This is a genomic window from Leptolyngbya sp. DQ-M1, from assembly GCF_039962505.1.
Taxonomy (GTDB): domain Bacteria; phylum Cyanobacteriota; class Cyanobacteriia; order Leptolyngbyales; family Leptolyngbyaceae; genus Leptolyngbya.
Genome location: NZ_JAMPLJ010000003.1, coordinates 726,231 through 742,954, shown reverse-complemented (window position 1 = coordinate 742,954; position 16,724 = coordinate 726,231). Strand labels below are relative to the sequence as shown.

Annotated in this window: 15 protein-coding genes; 8 read left to right on the top strand and 7 right to left on the bottom strand. The window is 47.8% G+C overall.

Annotated features, from left to right (window positions below; translation table 11 throughout):
• The first annotated feature begins 30 nt into the window (after positions 1-30).
• The 3 genes from NC981_RS13250 to NC981_RS13240 all read left to right on the top strand — a co-directional run bounded on the left by NC981_RS13250 (position 31) and on the right by NC981_RS13240 (position 4,696).
• Entirely contained in the window at positions 31-1,449 is a 1,419-nt protein-coding gene (locus NC981_RS13250; protein ID WP_348243203.1) for a HAMP domain-containing sensor histidine kinase, read from the top strand.
• A gap of 188 nt (positions 1,450-1,637) precedes the next feature.
• Complete coding sequence (locus tag NC981_RS13245) at positions 1,638-2,411, top strand: (2Fe-2S) ferredoxin domain-containing protein (protein WP_348243202.1); 774 nt, start codon at positions 1,638-1,640, stop codon at positions 2,409-2,411.
• A gap of 83 nt (positions 2,412-2,494) precedes the next feature.
• Positions 2,495-4,696, top strand: a complete 2,202-nt coding sequence (locus NC981_RS13240; RefSeq protein ID WP_348243201.1) for an ATP-binding protein — start codon at positions 2,495-2,497, stop codon at positions 4,694-4,696.
• A gap of 12 nt (positions 4,697-4,708) precedes the next feature.
• Here NC981_RS13240 and NC981_RS13235 read toward each other — a convergent pair whose 3' ends face one another.
• Both NC981_RS13235 and hisB read right to left on the bottom strand, forming a co-directional pair.
• A complete protein-coding gene (locus tag NC981_RS13235) occupies positions 4,709-5,242 on the bottom strand; it encodes a hypothetical protein (RefSeq protein ID WP_190377250.1) in 534 nt (177 codons plus the stop codon).
• On the bottom strand, positions 5,242-5,874 hold the full coding sequence (hisB, locus tag NC981_RS13230) for an imidazoleglycerol-phosphate dehydratase HisB (RefSeq protein WP_348243253.1): 633 nt from the start codon (positions 5,872-5,874) through the stop codon (positions 5,242-5,244). The genes NC981_RS13235 and hisB overlap by 1 nt, the downstream gene beginning before the upstream one ends.
• Before the next feature lie 110 nt (positions 5,875-5,984).
• On the opposite strand from hisB, the gene NC981_RS13225 reads away from it, so the two are divergent.
• Both NC981_RS13225 and fghA read left to right on the top strand, forming a co-directional pair.
• On the top strand, positions 5,985-7,094 hold the full coding sequence (locus NC981_RS13225; RefSeq protein WP_348243200.1) for an S-(hydroxymethyl)glutathione dehydrogenase/class III alcohol dehydrogenase: 1,110 nt from the start codon (positions 5,985-5,987) through the stop codon (positions 7,092-7,094).
• Complete coding sequence (gene fghA / locus NC981_RS13220; protein ID WP_348243199.1) at positions 7,094-7,930, top strand: S-formylglutathione hydrolase; 837 nt, start codon at positions 7,094-7,096, stop codon at positions 7,928-7,930. The genes NC981_RS13225 and fghA overlap by 1 nt, the downstream gene beginning before the upstream one ends.
• Here fghA and NC981_RS13215 read toward each other — a convergent pair.
• Positions 7,872-9,296 (bottom strand): hypothetical protein, encoded by a 1,425-nt coding sequence (locus tag NC981_RS13215; RefSeq protein ID WP_348243198.1) that lies wholly within the window; start codon positions 9,294-9,296, stop codon positions 7,872-7,874. The two genes, fghA and NC981_RS13215, sit on opposite strands and share 59 nt — an antisense overlap.
• Positions 9,297-9,535: 239 nt before the next feature.
• Positions 9,536-10,966, bottom strand: a complete 1,431-nt coding sequence (locus NC981_RS13210) for a hypothetical protein (RefSeq protein ID WP_348243197.1) — start codon at positions 10,964-10,966, stop codon at positions 9,536-9,538.
• A gap of 78 nt (positions 10,967-11,044) precedes the next feature.
• Here NC981_RS13210 and NC981_RS13205 point away from each other — a divergent pair, with 78 nt between their 5' ends.
• Positions 11,045-11,326 (top strand): hypothetical protein, encoded by a 282-nt coding sequence (locus NC981_RS13205; RefSeq protein ID WP_348243196.1) that lies wholly within the window; start codon positions 11,045-11,047, stop codon positions 11,324-11,326.
• Between the two features lie 12 nt (positions 11,327-11,338).
• Here the strand turns inward: NC981_RS13205 and NC981_RS13200 are convergent, their stop codons facing one another.
• Complete coding sequence (locus NC981_RS13200) at positions 11,339-12,856, bottom strand: UbiD family decarboxylase (RefSeq protein ID WP_348243195.1); 1,518 nt, start codon at positions 12,854-12,856, stop codon at positions 11,339-11,341.
• A gap of 296 nt (positions 12,857-13,152) precedes the next feature.
• On the opposite strand from NC981_RS13200, the gene NC981_RS13195 reads away from it, so the two are divergent.
• Positions 13,153-13,467, top strand: coding sequence for a hypothetical protein (locus NC981_RS13195; protein WP_348243194.1), 315 nt, complete (start codon positions 13,153-13,155; stop codon positions 13,465-13,467).
• A gap of 46 nt (positions 13,468-13,513) precedes the next feature.
• Here NC981_RS13195 and NC981_RS13190 read toward each other — a convergent pair whose 3' ends face one another.
• Positions 13,514-14,518, bottom strand: coding sequence for a RodZ domain-containing protein (locus NC981_RS13190; RefSeq protein WP_348243193.1), 1,005 nt, complete (start codon positions 14,516-14,518; stop codon positions 13,514-13,516).
• 159 nt (positions 14,519-14,677) lie between these two features.
• On the opposite strand from NC981_RS13190, the gene NC981_RS13185 reads away from it, so the two are divergent.
• Positions 14,678-15,163, top strand: coding sequence for a class I SAM-dependent methyltransferase (locus NC981_RS13185; protein WP_348243192.1), 486 nt, complete (start codon positions 14,678-14,680; stop codon positions 15,161-15,163).
• Positions 15,164-15,253: 90 nt separating this feature from the next.
• On the opposite strand, the gene petH is transcribed toward NC981_RS13185, so the two are convergent.
• Positions 15,254-16,495, bottom strand: a complete 1,242-nt coding sequence (gene petH, locus NC981_RS13180; RefSeq protein ID WP_348243190.1) for a ferredoxin--NADP reductase — start codon at positions 16,493-16,495, stop codon at positions 15,254-15,256.
• Between the last annotated feature and the right edge of the window lie 229 nt (positions 16,496-16,724).

Below are 16,724 nucleotides of genomic sequence, written 5' to 3'. Positions count from 1 at the left end.
CTCTAAGGTAGTCGCAGTGAAAGTCGTGTTATGTCTGAGTGGATCTTCCCAACCCTGAGTGAAATTTTGGCAGCCAGTAATGAAACACTGGATCTTCCTGAACTTGAAGCGCCCGTTTCAGTCGCATCTCGACAACTGCGAGCAGAGCGGGAGTGGTTTGGCGCGATCGCCGCACTCGAAGCCCTCTTGCAATCGACCGAAGGCGCAGTGTTTTCTGCTCCGCTCCCAGTTCTCAGCCAGCCCGGAGTGCCTAATATCTCCGCTTGGCTGTTTACGCCCAGCGTGATGTTTTCGGGCTTCCCGTTCCAATTACCTTCTGCCGATGGCAACATTACAAAGGGTGAAACGACCGATACTCTAGCGCTGCTCCCCGGTGATCCGCTCGCATCGCAGCCGTTCTGTCTAGCGCTGACTCGTGAATTTAGCCTGTTAATGGTGCAGGGTGAAAACGGCTCCGGCGATCCGATTTTCCAGTTTTCGTTTGATCCAGAAGCGATCGATCGCGCCTGGCAAACCTTGAGACTGCGCGTGGTGCTGATGAATCCGGGACATCTTCCCAAGCTCGATCGTCTCTACAAAACCTTTCCGCCTGTCGAACCCAAATACAAATTAGTCACGCAGTTTACTCATGCACTCCTGAGCTATTTGCCAGACCCAATCACAGAATCCGAAAAGCGCACGATTCGCGCTCCTCGACCGATGCAAGCGCAAACTGCCGATGTGCTAGCAGGTGCAGATGTCGAATTGCTGCAAGCAATCTCGCACGAAGTTCGCACACCGCTCACCACGATTCGGACACTCACGCGGTTATTGTTACGCAGAAAAGACCTACCCGCAGATGCCGTGAAACGATTGGAAGTGATCGATCGCGAATGTAGCGAACAAATCGATCGCTTCAATCTGATCTGTCATGCAGTCGAAATCGAAACTTCAGCAACTAAGGTTTCATCGCTGGCGACAACTTCGCTAGAACAGGTACTAGAACAAAGCATTCCGCGTTGGCAAAAACAAGCGAGTCAGCGCAACCTCACGCTGGACGTAATTTTGCCGCAGCACATTCCCTCGGTAATGAGCAATCCGACCATGCTGGATCAGGCGTTGACGAGCTTAATTGAACGATCGGCGCGGAGTTTGCCCTCTGGCGGTTCGATTCAAGTGGAGGTGTCGTTAGCAGGACATCAGTTGAAATTGCAGCTTCAACCCCAGGCAAAGGACGATTATGTCAATTGTTCGAGCAAACACCGAATGCCGCTCTTGAAATCTCTGGGACAAGTTTTGATGTTCCAGCCCGAAACAGGCAACCTGAGTTTGAATCTGAACGTTACTAAGAATATCTTTCAGGCATTAGGCGGAAAGCTAATCGTGCGAGAACGCCCAGAGCAGGGTGAAGTATTTACGCTGTTCTTGCCATTAGAACCGAGTAAAGCGGCTACGGAAGTACGAGTTTAATAAGCATTCAAACTTTGAGATCTCCGGCTTGTGACCTTAAGCCGGAGATTTTTGCTATTGGGGATCAAAGATCGACCGTTGGTTTTTATTGAGAAGTATTTGCAAAAGCTGAGCAATTCGAGTATGTTGGTTGTCAGAGGTTATTGCATATCTTTAGCAATAACTGAGTCGTTATTTTCACTTGAACCATGACTCTAGCCCTTCAATCTGGTGAATTTCGTTTCTCTGGTCAGTTTCTCGGCTACGTCTTCAAAGATGGCTACAAAATCAAGCGACTGACGATCGCAACTTCAGAAGGCGAGTTTTCGATCAAAATGACGAAGTTAGCAAGAGCAAGTCTCAAGCAAACGCTACTTCCCGGAGAGCAGATTCAGATTCGAGGATGGAAGAAGTTCGATCGCAAAACTAACACCCTGAAATTTAAGGCGTATTGGATTCAGCCAATGTCGATTTCGGCAGCCCTTCCTTGTCAAGCAGCAGCGAAAGTGAACGCTACGAAAATCGGCCATCCCAAGCCGCAAAAGCCTGGAAAAGAAGCGATTCTGATGTGTCAGAAATCAAGCTGCATGAAGCGAGGCGGAAAAGCCGTTTGTAGCGCGATCGAAAAAGCAATTAGCGATCGTGGACTCGAAGATCAAGTCAAAATCAAGGGCACAGGCTGTATGAAAGCTTGCGGGAAAGTCCCCGTGGTCTTTATGCCCGGAAAAACGCGCTACACCAAAGTTGATCCGAAAGATGTCGCTAGTTTAGTGGATGAGCATTTTGCACTGGTTAGCAGACCTGCAACGGAACCCACACTGCCAGTAGAATCCACAACTGTTTTAGAATCCACAGCTGCTTTAGAATCCACAACTGCTTTAGAATCCACAGCTGCTTTAGAATCCACAACTGCTTTAGAATCCACAACTGTTCTAGAATCCACAACTGTTCTAGAATCCGCTCCAGTATTGGCTACCGTCTAGTTTTCAGGCATCTAACCCAAACCCAACCACATTTTTCTGTGTAGATTGGGAATTCTCGTAGAAGTTGTGCAGAAGCCCCCTCTATGAAAGTTCCCTTCATAAAGTCATCTGTACCAAGAATTTCGCTTCGCTTGGTACTGGTTCTACCATTTGTTCTACAGATTTTTGGTGCAGTTGGATTAGTCGGCTACTTGTCTTTTAAGAACGGGCAGCAGGCAGTCAACCGCTTAGCCGATGAGTTAGTTGAGAAAGCCAATCAACGCATTGATAGCCATCTCGATCAATATCTCGCTTTGCCTGCACAACTGTTGCAAATTAACGAAGATGCCCTTGCCAATGGAGAGATTAAGCTTGATGATTTCTCCGCCACTGAACGGTACTTTTGGAGACAGGCAAAAGCGTTTCCAGAGGTTGGGTTTGTGGGGTACTCCTTATCAACGGAACGATCGTCTGGAGCAGGGCGCTGGCTTGAGGGAGTCGATGTCATTTTGTTTCGGGCATTACCAGACGGGCAAGCATATGATTTTTTGCCAAATTATCGTGGCGCGATCGCCAAATTAGCGCAAACCTACACTTATCGCACGACTGAAAGAAGCTGGTATCAAAGAGCCGCAACAACCGGGAAAACAGGCTGGGGCGAAGTCGAAATCACTTCCATGAACCGACTTGAAGGCTCAATCCCGAAGGGTGAGGTGATGCTAGATGGTGTGTCGTACTACACAGCGATCGGCATGACCACGCCAATCTACGACAACAATCAGAAATTTATTGGGGTGCTTAATGTAGATCTAACCTTGGGAAATATCAGTCGCTTTTTGCGCGATTTCAAGGTCAGTCGGACTGGGCAGATGATGATTATCGAGCGGGATGGATCGCTGATCGGCAGTTCGATGCCGAGTCAGCTTCTCCGTAAGGAACAGGATCAGGTGAAGCGCTTCACCATCTTCAACAGTCCTGATCCGTTGATCAAAGCAATGAGCAAAAATTTGCAGCAGCGGTTTTCGTCGCTCACTGCCATTCAGTCACAGCAGAAATTTGCGCTCGAAATTGATGGAGCGCGGCAGTTTATCAATGTGTTGCCCTGGCGCAATGATCAAGGTCTCGACTGGCTGATCGTGGTGATTGTGCCAGAGTCGGACTTTATGGCGCAGATTGATCAAAATCTCCGCTTAACGATCTTGCTTTGCGCGATCGCGACAATTGTAGCAGCGCTCTTGGGTTGGTGGACTTCGCACTGGATTGTTCAGCCGATTTTGAGGCTGAGCCAGGCATCTGAGGAGATCGCTAAGGGAGAGCTAGATCAAACAATTCAAATTTCCAGAATTCGCGAATTGCGGCAGTTAGGACGATCGTTTAATCGGATGGCACAGCAGTTGCGCGATTCTTTCATGACGCTGGCAAAAGCCAACGAGCAATTAGAACAACGAGTTGAAGAACGCACTGTAGAGCTGAGTGAAACGCTTCGGACTCTGCGCCAGACTCAGACCCAGATGATTCAAACAGAAAAGATGTCGAGTTTGGGGCAAATTGTTGCGGGTGTGGCGCATGAAATCAACAATCCAGTTAATTTTATTCACGGCAATTTGGTTTACCTCGATCGCTATACGCAAAGCTTGTTAGAGTTAGCAGCAATTTATCAAAAGCATTATCCTCAACCTGATTCAGAAGTAATTGAAGTGTTGGAGACGATCGATTTTGAGTTTTTAAATCACGATCTTGAAAAAGTGTTTAACTCGATGCAAACAGGTACAAGACGGATTCAGGATATTGTGCTTTCTTTGCGAAATTTTTCGCGCTTAGACGAAGCCGAATTGAAAGCCGTTGAAATCGAGAGCGGCATCGAAAGCACATTAATGATTTTGCAGCATCGACTAAAATTTACGAGCGATCGACCTGAGATTAAAGTAGTGAAAAACTTCGCGCAATTGCCAAAGATTGAATGTTATCCAGGTCGGCTCAATCAGGTGTTACTGAATTTGATGAGTAATGCGATCGATGCGATTGAAGCCGATCCCAAGCTTGATCCAACGATTTGGATCAGCACAGAACTCACTCAAGATGGATGGATCGCAATTACGATCGCTGACAATGGCTGCGGCATTCCCAAGGAGATTCAAAGCGAAATTTTCAACCCATTTTTTACGACTAAACCTGTGGGTAGAGGCACAGGTTTAGGATTATCGATCAGCTATCAGATTGTGAATGAGCAACATCAGGGTCGATTGTGGTGTGATTCAACCGTGGGAGAAGGCACGAAATTTGTGATTGAAATTCCGGTTAGTTGATCGACAATTCCCTTAGCGCCGACCGACCAATCGAAACGAATTGAGAAACACATTAATGCTGGTTGCTAAGCCTTGTTCTTGATTCTCTTTCGTCGTTGTGACATTGACAAAATAGGCGCGGCGATTCACAAGATAAACGCGCCACTTTGCGACCATATCATCAGGTAGCTTAAAGCTCATTTCTCGACCTGGAAATCGATTGAGTTGAATCGTGCGAAATGAGATTAACTCTCCTTGATCTTTCGCCGCACCTTTACGAACGCCTTCGTACACTTCGTTCTGGAGGCGTTTATCGTTTCCCGGTGCAACCGGCAAATCGAGATAACCCACCGAATAGCGCACCGATTCATCGTCTCGAATCAGTTCAAAGAGCGTCAAACCATTCTCTTTACGCTCTTTGGGTGTTCCGGGCATGACCACGGAAAATCCACCACGTTGTGACGTAAACCGCTTCCAAATGCTCTCCTGAGCAATAACGCTTTTGAGTTCAACCACAGGCGATCCGACCAAAATCGCCACGCCTAACACCAATTGCCAGCCCCGCATCACAGTACACCCTTCGAGCTTGGAATTTCATGTGCCCGTCGCGGATCGGTTTCAACTGCCATCCGTAGCGATCGTGCAAATGCCTTAAACGTCGCCTCAATAATGTGATGTGAATTGATGCCATCCAACTGGCGAATATGCAGCGTCATTTGAGCGTGATTGACGATCGCCACAAAAAATTCTCGAACTAACTGCGTATCATAAGTTCCGACTCGCTGAGTGGGAATTTCTAGCCCGTAACTCAGGTGCGGACGACCAGAAAAATCTAGCGCCACTTGGATCAGCGCTTCATCAAGCGGTGCGACAAAATGCCCGAAGCGAACAATGCCTTTACGATCGCCTAATGCCTTCGCAAGCGCCATTCCCAGCGTGATTCCAACATCCTCATTTGTGTGGTGATCGTCGATCTCCAAGTCCCCGATCGCCTGCACCGTCAAATCGATCAAGCCATGCGACGAAATCTGATGCAGCATATGGTCGAGAAACGGAATCCCTGTCTTTGCCACACATTTCCCGGTGCCATCGAGATTAACCGTGACTTGAACATCGGTTTCCCCGGTTTTACGAGAGACTGAGGCAATTCGAGCGACAGGAAAAACGGAAGAAGTTTGAGGACGATCGCTAGTCTGCATGGAATCCATCACATGAAAGGCAGACTCTATTATGTCAATTTTTTACCCGTGTCTAAAGATCGAAATTGATCGACGCTACACTTTCAAGAAGTCAGACCAGGTTGGAAATTATGGATACCAAAGCGGCTGTTGCCTTCAAAGCTGGAGAGCCTTTAAGAATTGAAACCGTACAACTCGAAGCCCCGCAAGCGGGAGAAGTGTTAGTCGAAATCAAAGCGAGTGGAGTGTGTCATACGGATGCCTACACGCTTTCAGGAGCAGATCCGGAGGGCTTGTTTCCAGCGATTTTGGGTCACGAAGGAGCAGGAGTCGTAGTCGAAGTGGGCGAAGGCGTGAACAGCGTCAAACCTGGGGATCATGTGATTCCGCTCTACACGCCAGAGTGCCGTAACTGTGAATATTGTCTCAGTGGTAAGACGAATCTGTGTCAGGCGATTCGGACAACTCAGGGCAAAGGAGTCATGCCGAATGGAACGAGTCGGTTTTCGATCGACGGTGAACCCATCCTGCACTACATGGGCACTTCAACTTTCTCGAACTACACGGTTTTACCAGAGATTGCAGTTGCTAAAATTCGCGAGGATGCTCCGTTTGAGAAAGTTTGCTTAATTGGTTGCGGTGTCACTACCGGGGTCGGGGCTGTGATCAACACCGCGAAAGTCGAACCCGGTGCAAATGTTGTCGTATTTGGATTAGGCGGCATCGGCTTAAATGTGATTCAAGCAGCGCGAATGGTTGGGGCAAATATGATTGTTGGAGTTGATCTGAATTCCAGCAAACGCGCACTAGCTGAGAAATTAGGCATGACTCATTTTGTCAATCCCAGCGAGGTTGAGGGCGATCTTGTTCCTTATCTTGTGGAGTTGACCAAAGGCGGAGCCGATTACAGTTTCGAGTGTATTGGTAATGTGAAAGTGATGCGTCAGGCACTCGAATGCTGTCATAAAGGCTGGGGCGTGAGTGTGATTATCGGGGTTGCGGGCGCAGGTCAGGAAATTAGCACAAGACCGTTTCAGCTTGTGACTGGGCGCGTTTGGAAGGGAACAGCATTCGGCGGTGCAAAAGGGCGAACCGATGTCCCTAAGATTGTCGATTGGTACATGGATGGCAAAATCAACATTGATGATCTGGTAACGAAGATTCTCCCGATCGATCAAATTAACGAAGCGTTCGATCTGATGCACCGGGGAGAAGTAATTCGATCGGTGGTGACGTTCTAATGGAATTACTCAGTAAAACTCGCTGTTTCGGAGGATCGATTGAGGTGTATTCGCATCGATCGACCTCGTGCAACGCTCCGATGAAATTCTCGATTTATTTACCACAGCAAGCGAGGGAGCGATCGCTGCCGGTGCTGTATTTTCTCGCAGGTTTGACCTGTACCGAAGAGAATTTCATGGTGAAAGCCGGGGCGCAACAGTTTGCTGCAAAGCATGGATTGATCTTAGTTGCGCCGGATACCAGTCCGAGAAACACAGGGATCGCGGGCGAGGATGACGATTGGGATTTTGGAACCGGGGCAGGATTCTATGTGGATGCGACTCAAACCCCGTGGAATCAGCACTATCGAATGTACAGCTATACCGTGGATGAGTTGCCTGCTTTAATTGCTGAAAGCTTTCCGGTGAGGAATGATCGTCAAGGCATTTTCGGGCATTCGATGGGCGGACACGGTGCTTTGGTGTGTGCCTTGCGAAATCCTGAGCGTTATCGATCGGTTTCTGCCTTTGCGCCAATCTGTGCGCCGACGCAATGTCCTTGGGGTGAGAAAGCATTCTCGAATTATTTAGGATCAGATCGAGCCAGTTGGAAATTGTATGATGCAACCGAATTAGTTCAAGTGCAGAAATTTCCGCGATCGATTTTGATTGACCAAGGTACAAGCGACAAATTTCTTGCAAATCAGTTATTGCCTGAAGTATTTCAAAAAGCGTGTGAAACTGTCGGGCAACCGTTAACACTTCGATTTCAGGAAGGTTACGATCATAGCTACTATTTCATTGCGTCATTTGTTGAGGATCATGTTCAGTTTCACGCGGAAATTTTGCTTGCATAAATGCCCTGATCTTCGATCGCATTAACAAAGCAGCGAGCGGAGATCCCATCGTTAGAATCGTCGCTAAAATTCCCAGTGGATGTTTCCCCCATTCCAAACCAAGTGCAGCCGCAGTTCCAATCAATGAGAAGGCAAAACTCGCGATCGCAAAAATCGGTGCTTGTAAATTCAACGCCGCGATCGGGAGTAAAACTGTTGCATACCAAGGCTGATACCAGGGAGTGGCAACGGTAAATAAAGCAAGCGTGACCCATCCGATTTCTACCATCAATCGCTCTTCTAAAATTGATCGATTTCTGTAGATTCTGTAGAGGGTTATTGCATAGTAAATAGCAAACAAAATAATGGTAAAACGATGGAATGAAGTCAGGATGGTTTCTTGAGTAGAACTTGGCACGCTCGTTCGCATCAAAATAATTTCTAGCAAACTGTGCCATGATCCTGCTCTTAAACCTTCTACGGCTGGATTTACCAAGCTTTTCCAAGCAGCAATGGATGGTAAAAGCGTAAAGGATAAAACAAGAACAGCGATCGAAGAAATCAGCAGGAATTTTCCGATCATTTGCCAGCGTCGTTGCCGAATTAAAAATACTCCAATTAATGGAATCCAAATAATCGGCAAGGTCTTTGTTAGAAATCCAATTCCAGTGGCGACGAGAGCAAGCAGATATCGGCGAGTTTTAAGCAACTGATCGATCGCGATTAAAACAGTACATAAGAAAATATCAAGATGTGCTTCTGCCACTTGTTCAAACAGAAGAACTGGACTGAGCAAATACGCCAGCGTTACTTTGTCTCGATAAGCCTTAGTTTCTAGAATTCTCCAAATTAAGTAACTATTCAAAATGTGAAAAACTAAGCAAATAAGCTTGAAACCATAAACACCAAGAAGCAGATTAATCTCAGCTAATTTTGCAGGAATCAAAAAGAATAAAAGTGAAACAGCTCCATAGGTCGAGCTATAATTCCAGTCTACTAAATTGCTAAGACTAGAGCCAAAATCCCTCGCCTTTGTCAGATAAGGATTAACTCCATTTAGGCTCATCAGACCATACTGTAAATATAGATAAATATCATTCGTGACCGGATGAGATAACCAAGAAACCGCTAAAAATAAGCTTGCGGGCTTCAAAAGTTCGGCGAAATTTGCCGCGATCGTTTTTGAACGGAATCGTATTAGCCAAACCAGATATAAACCGCACAGCGCAAAAAACTCTACTGCTAATAAACGCTTGCGAACTAATCCCGAAAATCCCGAAATTGACACCACTCCGAGCGCATTCAGTTCATTCAGAGACAGTTGTATTGCAATTGCGATCGAGAGCGCGATCGCAACGATAAAAATTATTCTCTGTTTTAGTACCATACTTCTCCTTAGTTAACTATGCGCGAACAGAGTGCGGCTGTTTCTCTCTGACTAGGATTTGTTTTGCTCGAACTGTATCACCCGAAAACCAGCGCCGCTAATTGAGGCACTCAATCTTCATCAATCAAGGCATAAATCATAAATTTCTTGCAAATTGACTTTACCCAGAACTTCGTGGGAGGTTTGTCAATGCGTCGAGCAACCCATTATTCTATGAGGGTCGCGATTGTCGTCTTTGATTATTGCCTTACTTGTTCAAGCTCGCGTTTAGTTTCGTGCAGAAACTTTGCGTGGATCAATGCCGTAATCTTGTGTCGCATCAGGAGAACTACGATCGGGGAACCCATTGTTGGGACGATCGCAATGATTGCGAGGATGCGGGAACCCCACTCCAGACCAAGGGAAGCCGTTGTTCCGATCAGTGAGAAGGCAAAACTGGCGATCGCAAAAGTCGGTGATTGTAGATTCAGGGCCGCGATCGGAAGTAACACGGTTGCATACCAAGGCTGATACCAGGGAGTTGCAATCGCAAATAAAACGAAAGTAACCCACCCAATTTCTATCATCAATCGACTCTCCGAAATGGAGCGATTCAAAAAGATTCTGTACAGCGTTACTGCATAATAAGCCGCAAACAAGAGCAGCGTGAAACGATTAAATAAAGCAGTAATACTCGTTTGAGCAGAACTCGGCATGATCGCTCCAGCTCGCATCAGGATGCTGTCTAAGACATCATGCCATGACCCCACAGTTCTATTTCCGACACCTGGATTGAGAATACTTCTCCAAGCATCAATAGTTGGAAACAATGTAAAGTGCAAGATCAGGATGCCGATTACACTAAGAAATAGAAATTTTACGATCGTTTTCCAACGTCGCTGTCGAATTAGAAACACACCGATTAATGGAATCCAAATAATCGGTAGTGTCTTTGTTAGAAATCCAATTCCAGTTGTGACTAAAGCAAGCAAATATCGACCTGTCTTGAGAAATCGATCGACTGCGATCAAAACAGTACAGAGCATGACATCGATATGCGCTTCTGCAACTTGCTCAAACAACAGCACCGGACTGATCAAATATGCCAGTGTGACTTGATCTCGATAGGTTCTAGACTTGAGATTTTTCCAGATTAAATAGCTATTTAAGATGTGAAACCCCAAGCAGATTAACTTAAATCCGTAAACGCCAAGAAAGAGATTAATCTCAGACAACTTTGAGGAAACCAAAAAGAAGAAGAGTGAAACAACTCCATAAGTTGAACTTTGATTCCAATCGATTAAATTTGTGATACTAGAGCCAAAATCTCCAGCTTTTGTGAGGTAAGGATTAAGTCGGTTTAGGCTGATCAATCCGTACTGTAGATACATATAAATATCGTTTGTACCCGGATAAGACAACCAACAAACGGCCAAGAACGCGCTTACAGGCTTCAATAGTTCTCTAAATCGTGAAGCGATCGTAACTGGACGAAATTGAATTAACCAAGCGAGATAGAGCCCGCACAAAGCAAGGAACTCCAAGCCTAATAAGCGCTTATTTAATAACATCGAGAATCCCGATGTTGATACAATTCCAAGTATGCCGAGTTCGTTTAGGGTCAGTTGCATCGCAAGGGCGATCGATAGCGCGAGCGCAACAATAAAACCAACTTTTTGCTTTGAAATCATGCTTCCTATTGATTGATTAGGCGCAAGCAGAGCGAATCTGTTACTCTCTGGCTAGAGTCTGTTGTGCGCGAATATATCATGCAAAAACCATTAAGTCTGTCTGCCTTAAGATTGATGCAGCGAGAGTCGCCCGATCAAAAACCACCATCTCTCACTACCGTTTTGCTGATTAGCGCGATCGGGTTGCTGTTGGTGCTACCTGCAATTCTGCATGGTGTCTTTGATGCAATGGATATTCCATTCCATTTGCGCTGGACTCAACAATTTTCGGAGCAACTTTGGAGCGGCGACTTTTATCCCAGATGGCTCTACAACATGAATGCGGGATTAGGAAGTCCTGCCTTCTTTTTTTACCCGTAGGGCAACCGTGCGTTAAGGCTTGCCCATCTGATAGCCAAACAGATTTGGATCAACTTCTCCCAGCTTGAGATCGGCTAACCCATATTCCGCCCAGCGTCGATCGACCATCGCTGCCACATCCGGATCGGACTTGAGCGGATCAGCCCAAGGTCGATCGGTTTCCGGGAAAACTTTCGTCGTTGCGTCAATGCCCATCCGACTGCCTAAACCTGGTTTTTCTGTGGCAAAATCCAGCGAATCAAACGGATTTTCCGGCAAGATAAACACATCTCGCGCTGGATCAACCTTCGAGGTAATCGCCCAAACGACCGCTCTCGGATCGCGAATGTTAATGTCTTTATCCACCACAATTACAAACTTGGTGTAAGTAAATTGCGGTAACGCACTCCAAAACGCTAACGCCGCTCGTCTCGCTTGTCCGGGATAAGCTTTATCGATCGAAATCACCGCCGCTTTGTAGCTCAAAGCCTCCATCGGCAAGAAGAAATCGATAATCTCAGGCACCTGCTGCCGCAAGATCGGCGTGTAGATGCGATTGAGCGCGATCGCCATCATTGCATCTTCTTTCGGGGGTCGGCCGCTAAACGTCGTGAGATAGATCGGATCTTTGCGATGGGTCAGACAGTGAAACCGCAGTAAGGGCGCTTTCTCGTTTACGCCACCGTAATACCCCATGTGATCCCCCGCAGGGCCATCGATCGCCGTGTCTCCCGGCGTAATCGTGCCTTCCAACACAAACTCCGAATCCGCAGGCACTTCCAGATCGACAGTCTTACACTTGGCGAGGTGAACACCCGCTCCGCCATACAAGCCTGCAAACAGCCACTCAGACAGATCTACAGGGAGCGGAGTCGCCGCCGCCATGATAATTAGTGGATCAACCCCAAGCGCGATCGCCACTTCTAATTTCTCGCCGCGCTCCGCCGCTTTTCTCAAATGCCGCGTCGCTCCCCGCACTGAGAGCCACTGCACCGTCATCGTATTTTTCGACTGCAACTGCAACCGATACACTCCAACATTTGGAATCTTAGTTTCGGGATCTTTCGTAATCATCAATCCCAACGTCAGCACCTTCCCCGCATCACCCGGATATACCCGCAGTAAGGGTATTTGATTCAAATCCACCGCATCGTCTTTAAGCACGATCTGCTGACAAGCAGGAAGAAAATCACGGGCAGGTTTTGCTTGCACCACATCGTAGAGAACCTTACCTAACTCGATCGCTTGCGAAAACTTCTTCGGCGGACGCGGTTGATACAGCAGCGCTAATTTCTTACCCAGCGTTTCGAGTTCCTGCGGCGACTCCATATTCATCGCCAAACACACCCGCTCCACCGTACCCATCAAATTGACTGCAACCGGATAAGGCGACCCCTTGACATTTTCAAACAGCAGTCCAGGCCCACCATGCTGCAACATCCGATTCGCAATCTCAGCAATTTCCAAGTCAGAATCAACCAGCGTTGAAATCCGGCGCAACTGTCCGCGTTCTTCTAGCTGTCTGATAAATCCGCGCAAATCTCTCGGCATGATTGAGCAATGTAAAGAACTTCTTTCATTATGAAGGCGGAAGGAAAAGGATTGCGAACCAGATGGGCGGCGGAGCAGTCTCGCTAGTAAGAATTCCAATTGTAATCAAGGGCACTTTAGACCTAAATCTTTGTCACTCCTGACTTGTCCTTCTCTACTCATGTCTATCCAAAGAGTTCCACTCGAAGCCCTACAGAAAATTAGACAGCACCTCAAAACGATTCTGATAGTGCCAGAGTCAGAGAATCGCCCGGATAGATACACCGAGCAGGACGAACCCCCCATACCCGAATCTCTTGAAGAGTTGGGCACTTTGTTTCACTTCGGCATCTCCTTGGAGCAAACCCTCCAAATGCCCAATCGTCAGAAAAGCGTTAATCAGTGCTGGCGATGCTTGTACCGCGCTCCACGATCGCAATACACCCCCTAAACCTGAGGCTGCTTTACCAAACTTGATGGACGCGATCGACGGCGATCATTCTCCGATTTCGTTTATGATTGCTTCCCTGTTCCATCGCGAATTGCTTGAATTCGGTAAAGTTGGGCGGCTTGCGAGTTGGAGCCAGCAGCGTTTAATCAGCGCTCTTCCACCCCATCCTGGCTGGCAGTAGATCGAGCGATCGCCGTTCTTCAACCAGCCAGCGGCGGAGTTAAGCGTTAGGGCGTCGGTGGAAACGTCGCAGTTTGAACTTCCCCAGCACCGCCCATCGGTTTGAAGGTGGCGTTGTTGTAGGAAAGAGCCACTCCGCCTGCATTGCCAGCCCTCACACTAACTTGATTTTTCCCGCTCCACGATCGCTGAGTTCCCTGAGGCAGCGTTCCTTCAAATTCCGTTTTGCCATCAACCACCACTTCAACCCAGCTTTCCTCGTTGACATTCATCTTCACCCCGACTGCACCCGTTGGAGTTGGGCTTGCTGGAGCAGAAGCGGCAGGAGTCGGACTAGGAGCAACGATCGGCGGTTGAGGCGGTTGCGTTACCGGAGCGGTTGCAGTCGTTGGAGCAGGACGCTCCGCCGGACGATTGAAAAGACTGGCAGCTAGTACACCAATCACACCGAGAGCGATCGCTCCTCCTAGCGCGATTAGGGGCAATCGGGTCGTTTCTTTTGGTGCAGGCGCTTCGCCTTTTACTCTTGGCTCATCCCGAATTAGCTCAGGCTCTAACCTTTTCGGTTCATCCCGAATTAACTCAGGCTCTGACTTTTTCGGCTCGCTGCGAATTAGCTCAGGCTCTGATTTTTTCGGCTCATCCTGAATCAGTTCAGGTTCTGGCAGCTTCAGGGCGGGAGGAGGCGTAATGGGTGCAGCCGGTTTTGGCGGCACAGGCGCTTGAACAGCGGGCTTCAAAGGTGGCTCTGGGATGGAAGTGATTAAGGTTGCCGCAGAGGAAGTGGGGAGCGGAGACAAGTCTACTGTAAATTCTTTCGACAGGGCAATACCATTCAACCCGATCGCGTCTGCATAGCGCCGAATAAAGCCCTGGACAAAAACCGGTTCTGGAAGGCGATCGAGGTTCGCGTCTTCGATCGCGTTGAGGAGGCGCAGCGGAATGTAGGTCTTTGCAGCAATTTCTTCGAGCGACATTGACTTTTTCTGGCGCTCTTCACTGAGGCGAGTTCCGATCGCTTTGAGTTGTTCTTTTTGTGCTGAATTGCCCATAAGTCCTATCGCTTTCCCTTAGCCTAGCGTCACACAAAGCACTTTAAATCAAGTCTATGCAGTCGAGTCAAGCGTATCGCATCTTGTTCTGGTGTACAAAATTGCAATTGTATTTTCAGTATGATCAGCAACAGCCCAGCATTTGTAAAGTGAGACAGGATGCCGCGTAGACCAGATATTGCTTTTATTCCAACGCCTCAAAACGCGATCGAGACGCTGCTTGAGACGTTACAGGTGAATCGATCGGATGTGATTTATGACCTCGGTTGTGGTGATGGTCAGGTGTTGATTACGGCAGCTTTGAAGTACGGAGCGCGGGGTGTAGGGATTGATATTGATCCAGCGCGAATTGAAGCAGCCCAAATGAAAGCAGAACAGGCGGGAGTGAGCGATCGCCTAACCTTTCGAGAGCAAGATCTATTTGAGAGCCGATTTGAAGACGCTTCGATCGTGGTTCTTTATCTGTTACCGCATTTGAATCTCAGACTTCGACCTGCATTACTAGAACAGCTTCGACCGGGAACTCGGATTGCGTCGATCGATTTTGATATGGGCGATTGGCAACCCGAAAAAGTGATCAAACTTGAGATTGAAGAAGAAACAACTTTGTATTTTTGGACGGTTCCAGCAGCGATCGCACGTTAAGGCTAGAGAGATAAAACAACAAGAATTTCCGCAAAAAACCGGAAGAATCGCAAAATTCTCCCGGTTTTAATTCAGATTCGCTAATCGAAATTAGTACGTTTCAACGTGCCAACGACCCGCTTTCTTCATTGCGCTGCGGAACTCTTTCCACTCGATTCCTTCTTTTGCTGCTTCCGCACCGAGAGCCGCATCAATGCCGTCCTCCATGCCCTTCAAACCGCAAATGTAGGTGTGAGTCTTCTCGCTCTTCATCATCTGGAAGAGTTCAGCCGCGTTTTCAGCTACGCGGTCTTGAATGTACATTCTGCCGCCGTCCTTATTCTTCTGCTCACGGCTGATTGCAGTCGTTAAGCGGAAGTTCGTCGGATACTTCTCAGCCATCTCTTCAAGCTCTTCCTTGTAGAGAATATTTGCGCTGGTCGGAATTCCAAAGATCAGCCAGGAGAAACCTTTGAACTGATAATTGGGGTTCGCTGCTCTTTCGTTGTCCTTGAACTGTCTCCACAGATAGGCACGCATCGGAGCAATTCCCGTTCCGGTTGCCATCATGATCACATTGGTATCTTCCTCTTCCGGCAAGAGCATTTCTTTTCCGGTGGGGCCTGTGATCTTCACGTCTGCACCTGCTTCCAGGTTGCACAGATACGTGGAACAAACGCCGTAAACGGTTTCACCGGTTTCGGGGTGCTTGTACTCTAGCTGACGCACACAGAGCGATACGGTTTTGTCATTCACATCATCGCCGTGACGAGTAGATGCGATCGAATATAAACGCAGTTTTTCTGGCTTGCCGTTCTTGTCCGTTCCCGGCGGGATAATGCCGATACTTTGACCTTCCACGTAAGTCAGATCACCGCTCGAGATATCAAATTTGATATGTCGAACCGTTCCAATCCCGCCTTCACCCACTAGCTCAACATTGGAGATGCACTTTCCAACGAAGGGGTTATTGGGCTTGTAAATGTTGACTGGAACATCAGCGTGTTTTTTAGCCTTGGCTTGTGTCATCGGCTTAGATCCTGGTGTGTTGCTCTCAGTAGCATTTTCCTGCTTGACAGCAGGCGCTTTCTGTTCAACAGTAACGTTTCCAGTTCCGTTGCCGTTTGCCTCTAAAGGCTGAATGCTGACGATCTTGCCGCCCAGACGGGTAATCCGCTGCATGAATTCGTTCATGCGATTGTAGGGGACATTGATGAAAGTGCTGCCACTTTGCCGAATCGGGTAGTTTTGCTGATCGGTTGTCTCGTTTTGGCGCAATCCGACCACTTCATACCGGAAGACGCGGCTCCCAGAAGGGGTGTTCGCAGCACCCGACGCGCTGGAATAATACATCGCTCTGTGTTTCTCCGACCTAAATGAACTAAAACTGTGCTGCAAGTAGCTTGTTTAGATTAATATGCAACGTTTGGGGATCGATCGCAAATTTACCCCAACCTGATCTAAACGTGCTTAGAAGCTAAAACGACTCCCGTTCCTACTTTACAGAGGCTTTGAGACATTCGATCGCGCTAATTGTAAAGCTGAGATTAATCTTTTGTCTTGAGGGGCGCATTGCCCAGGG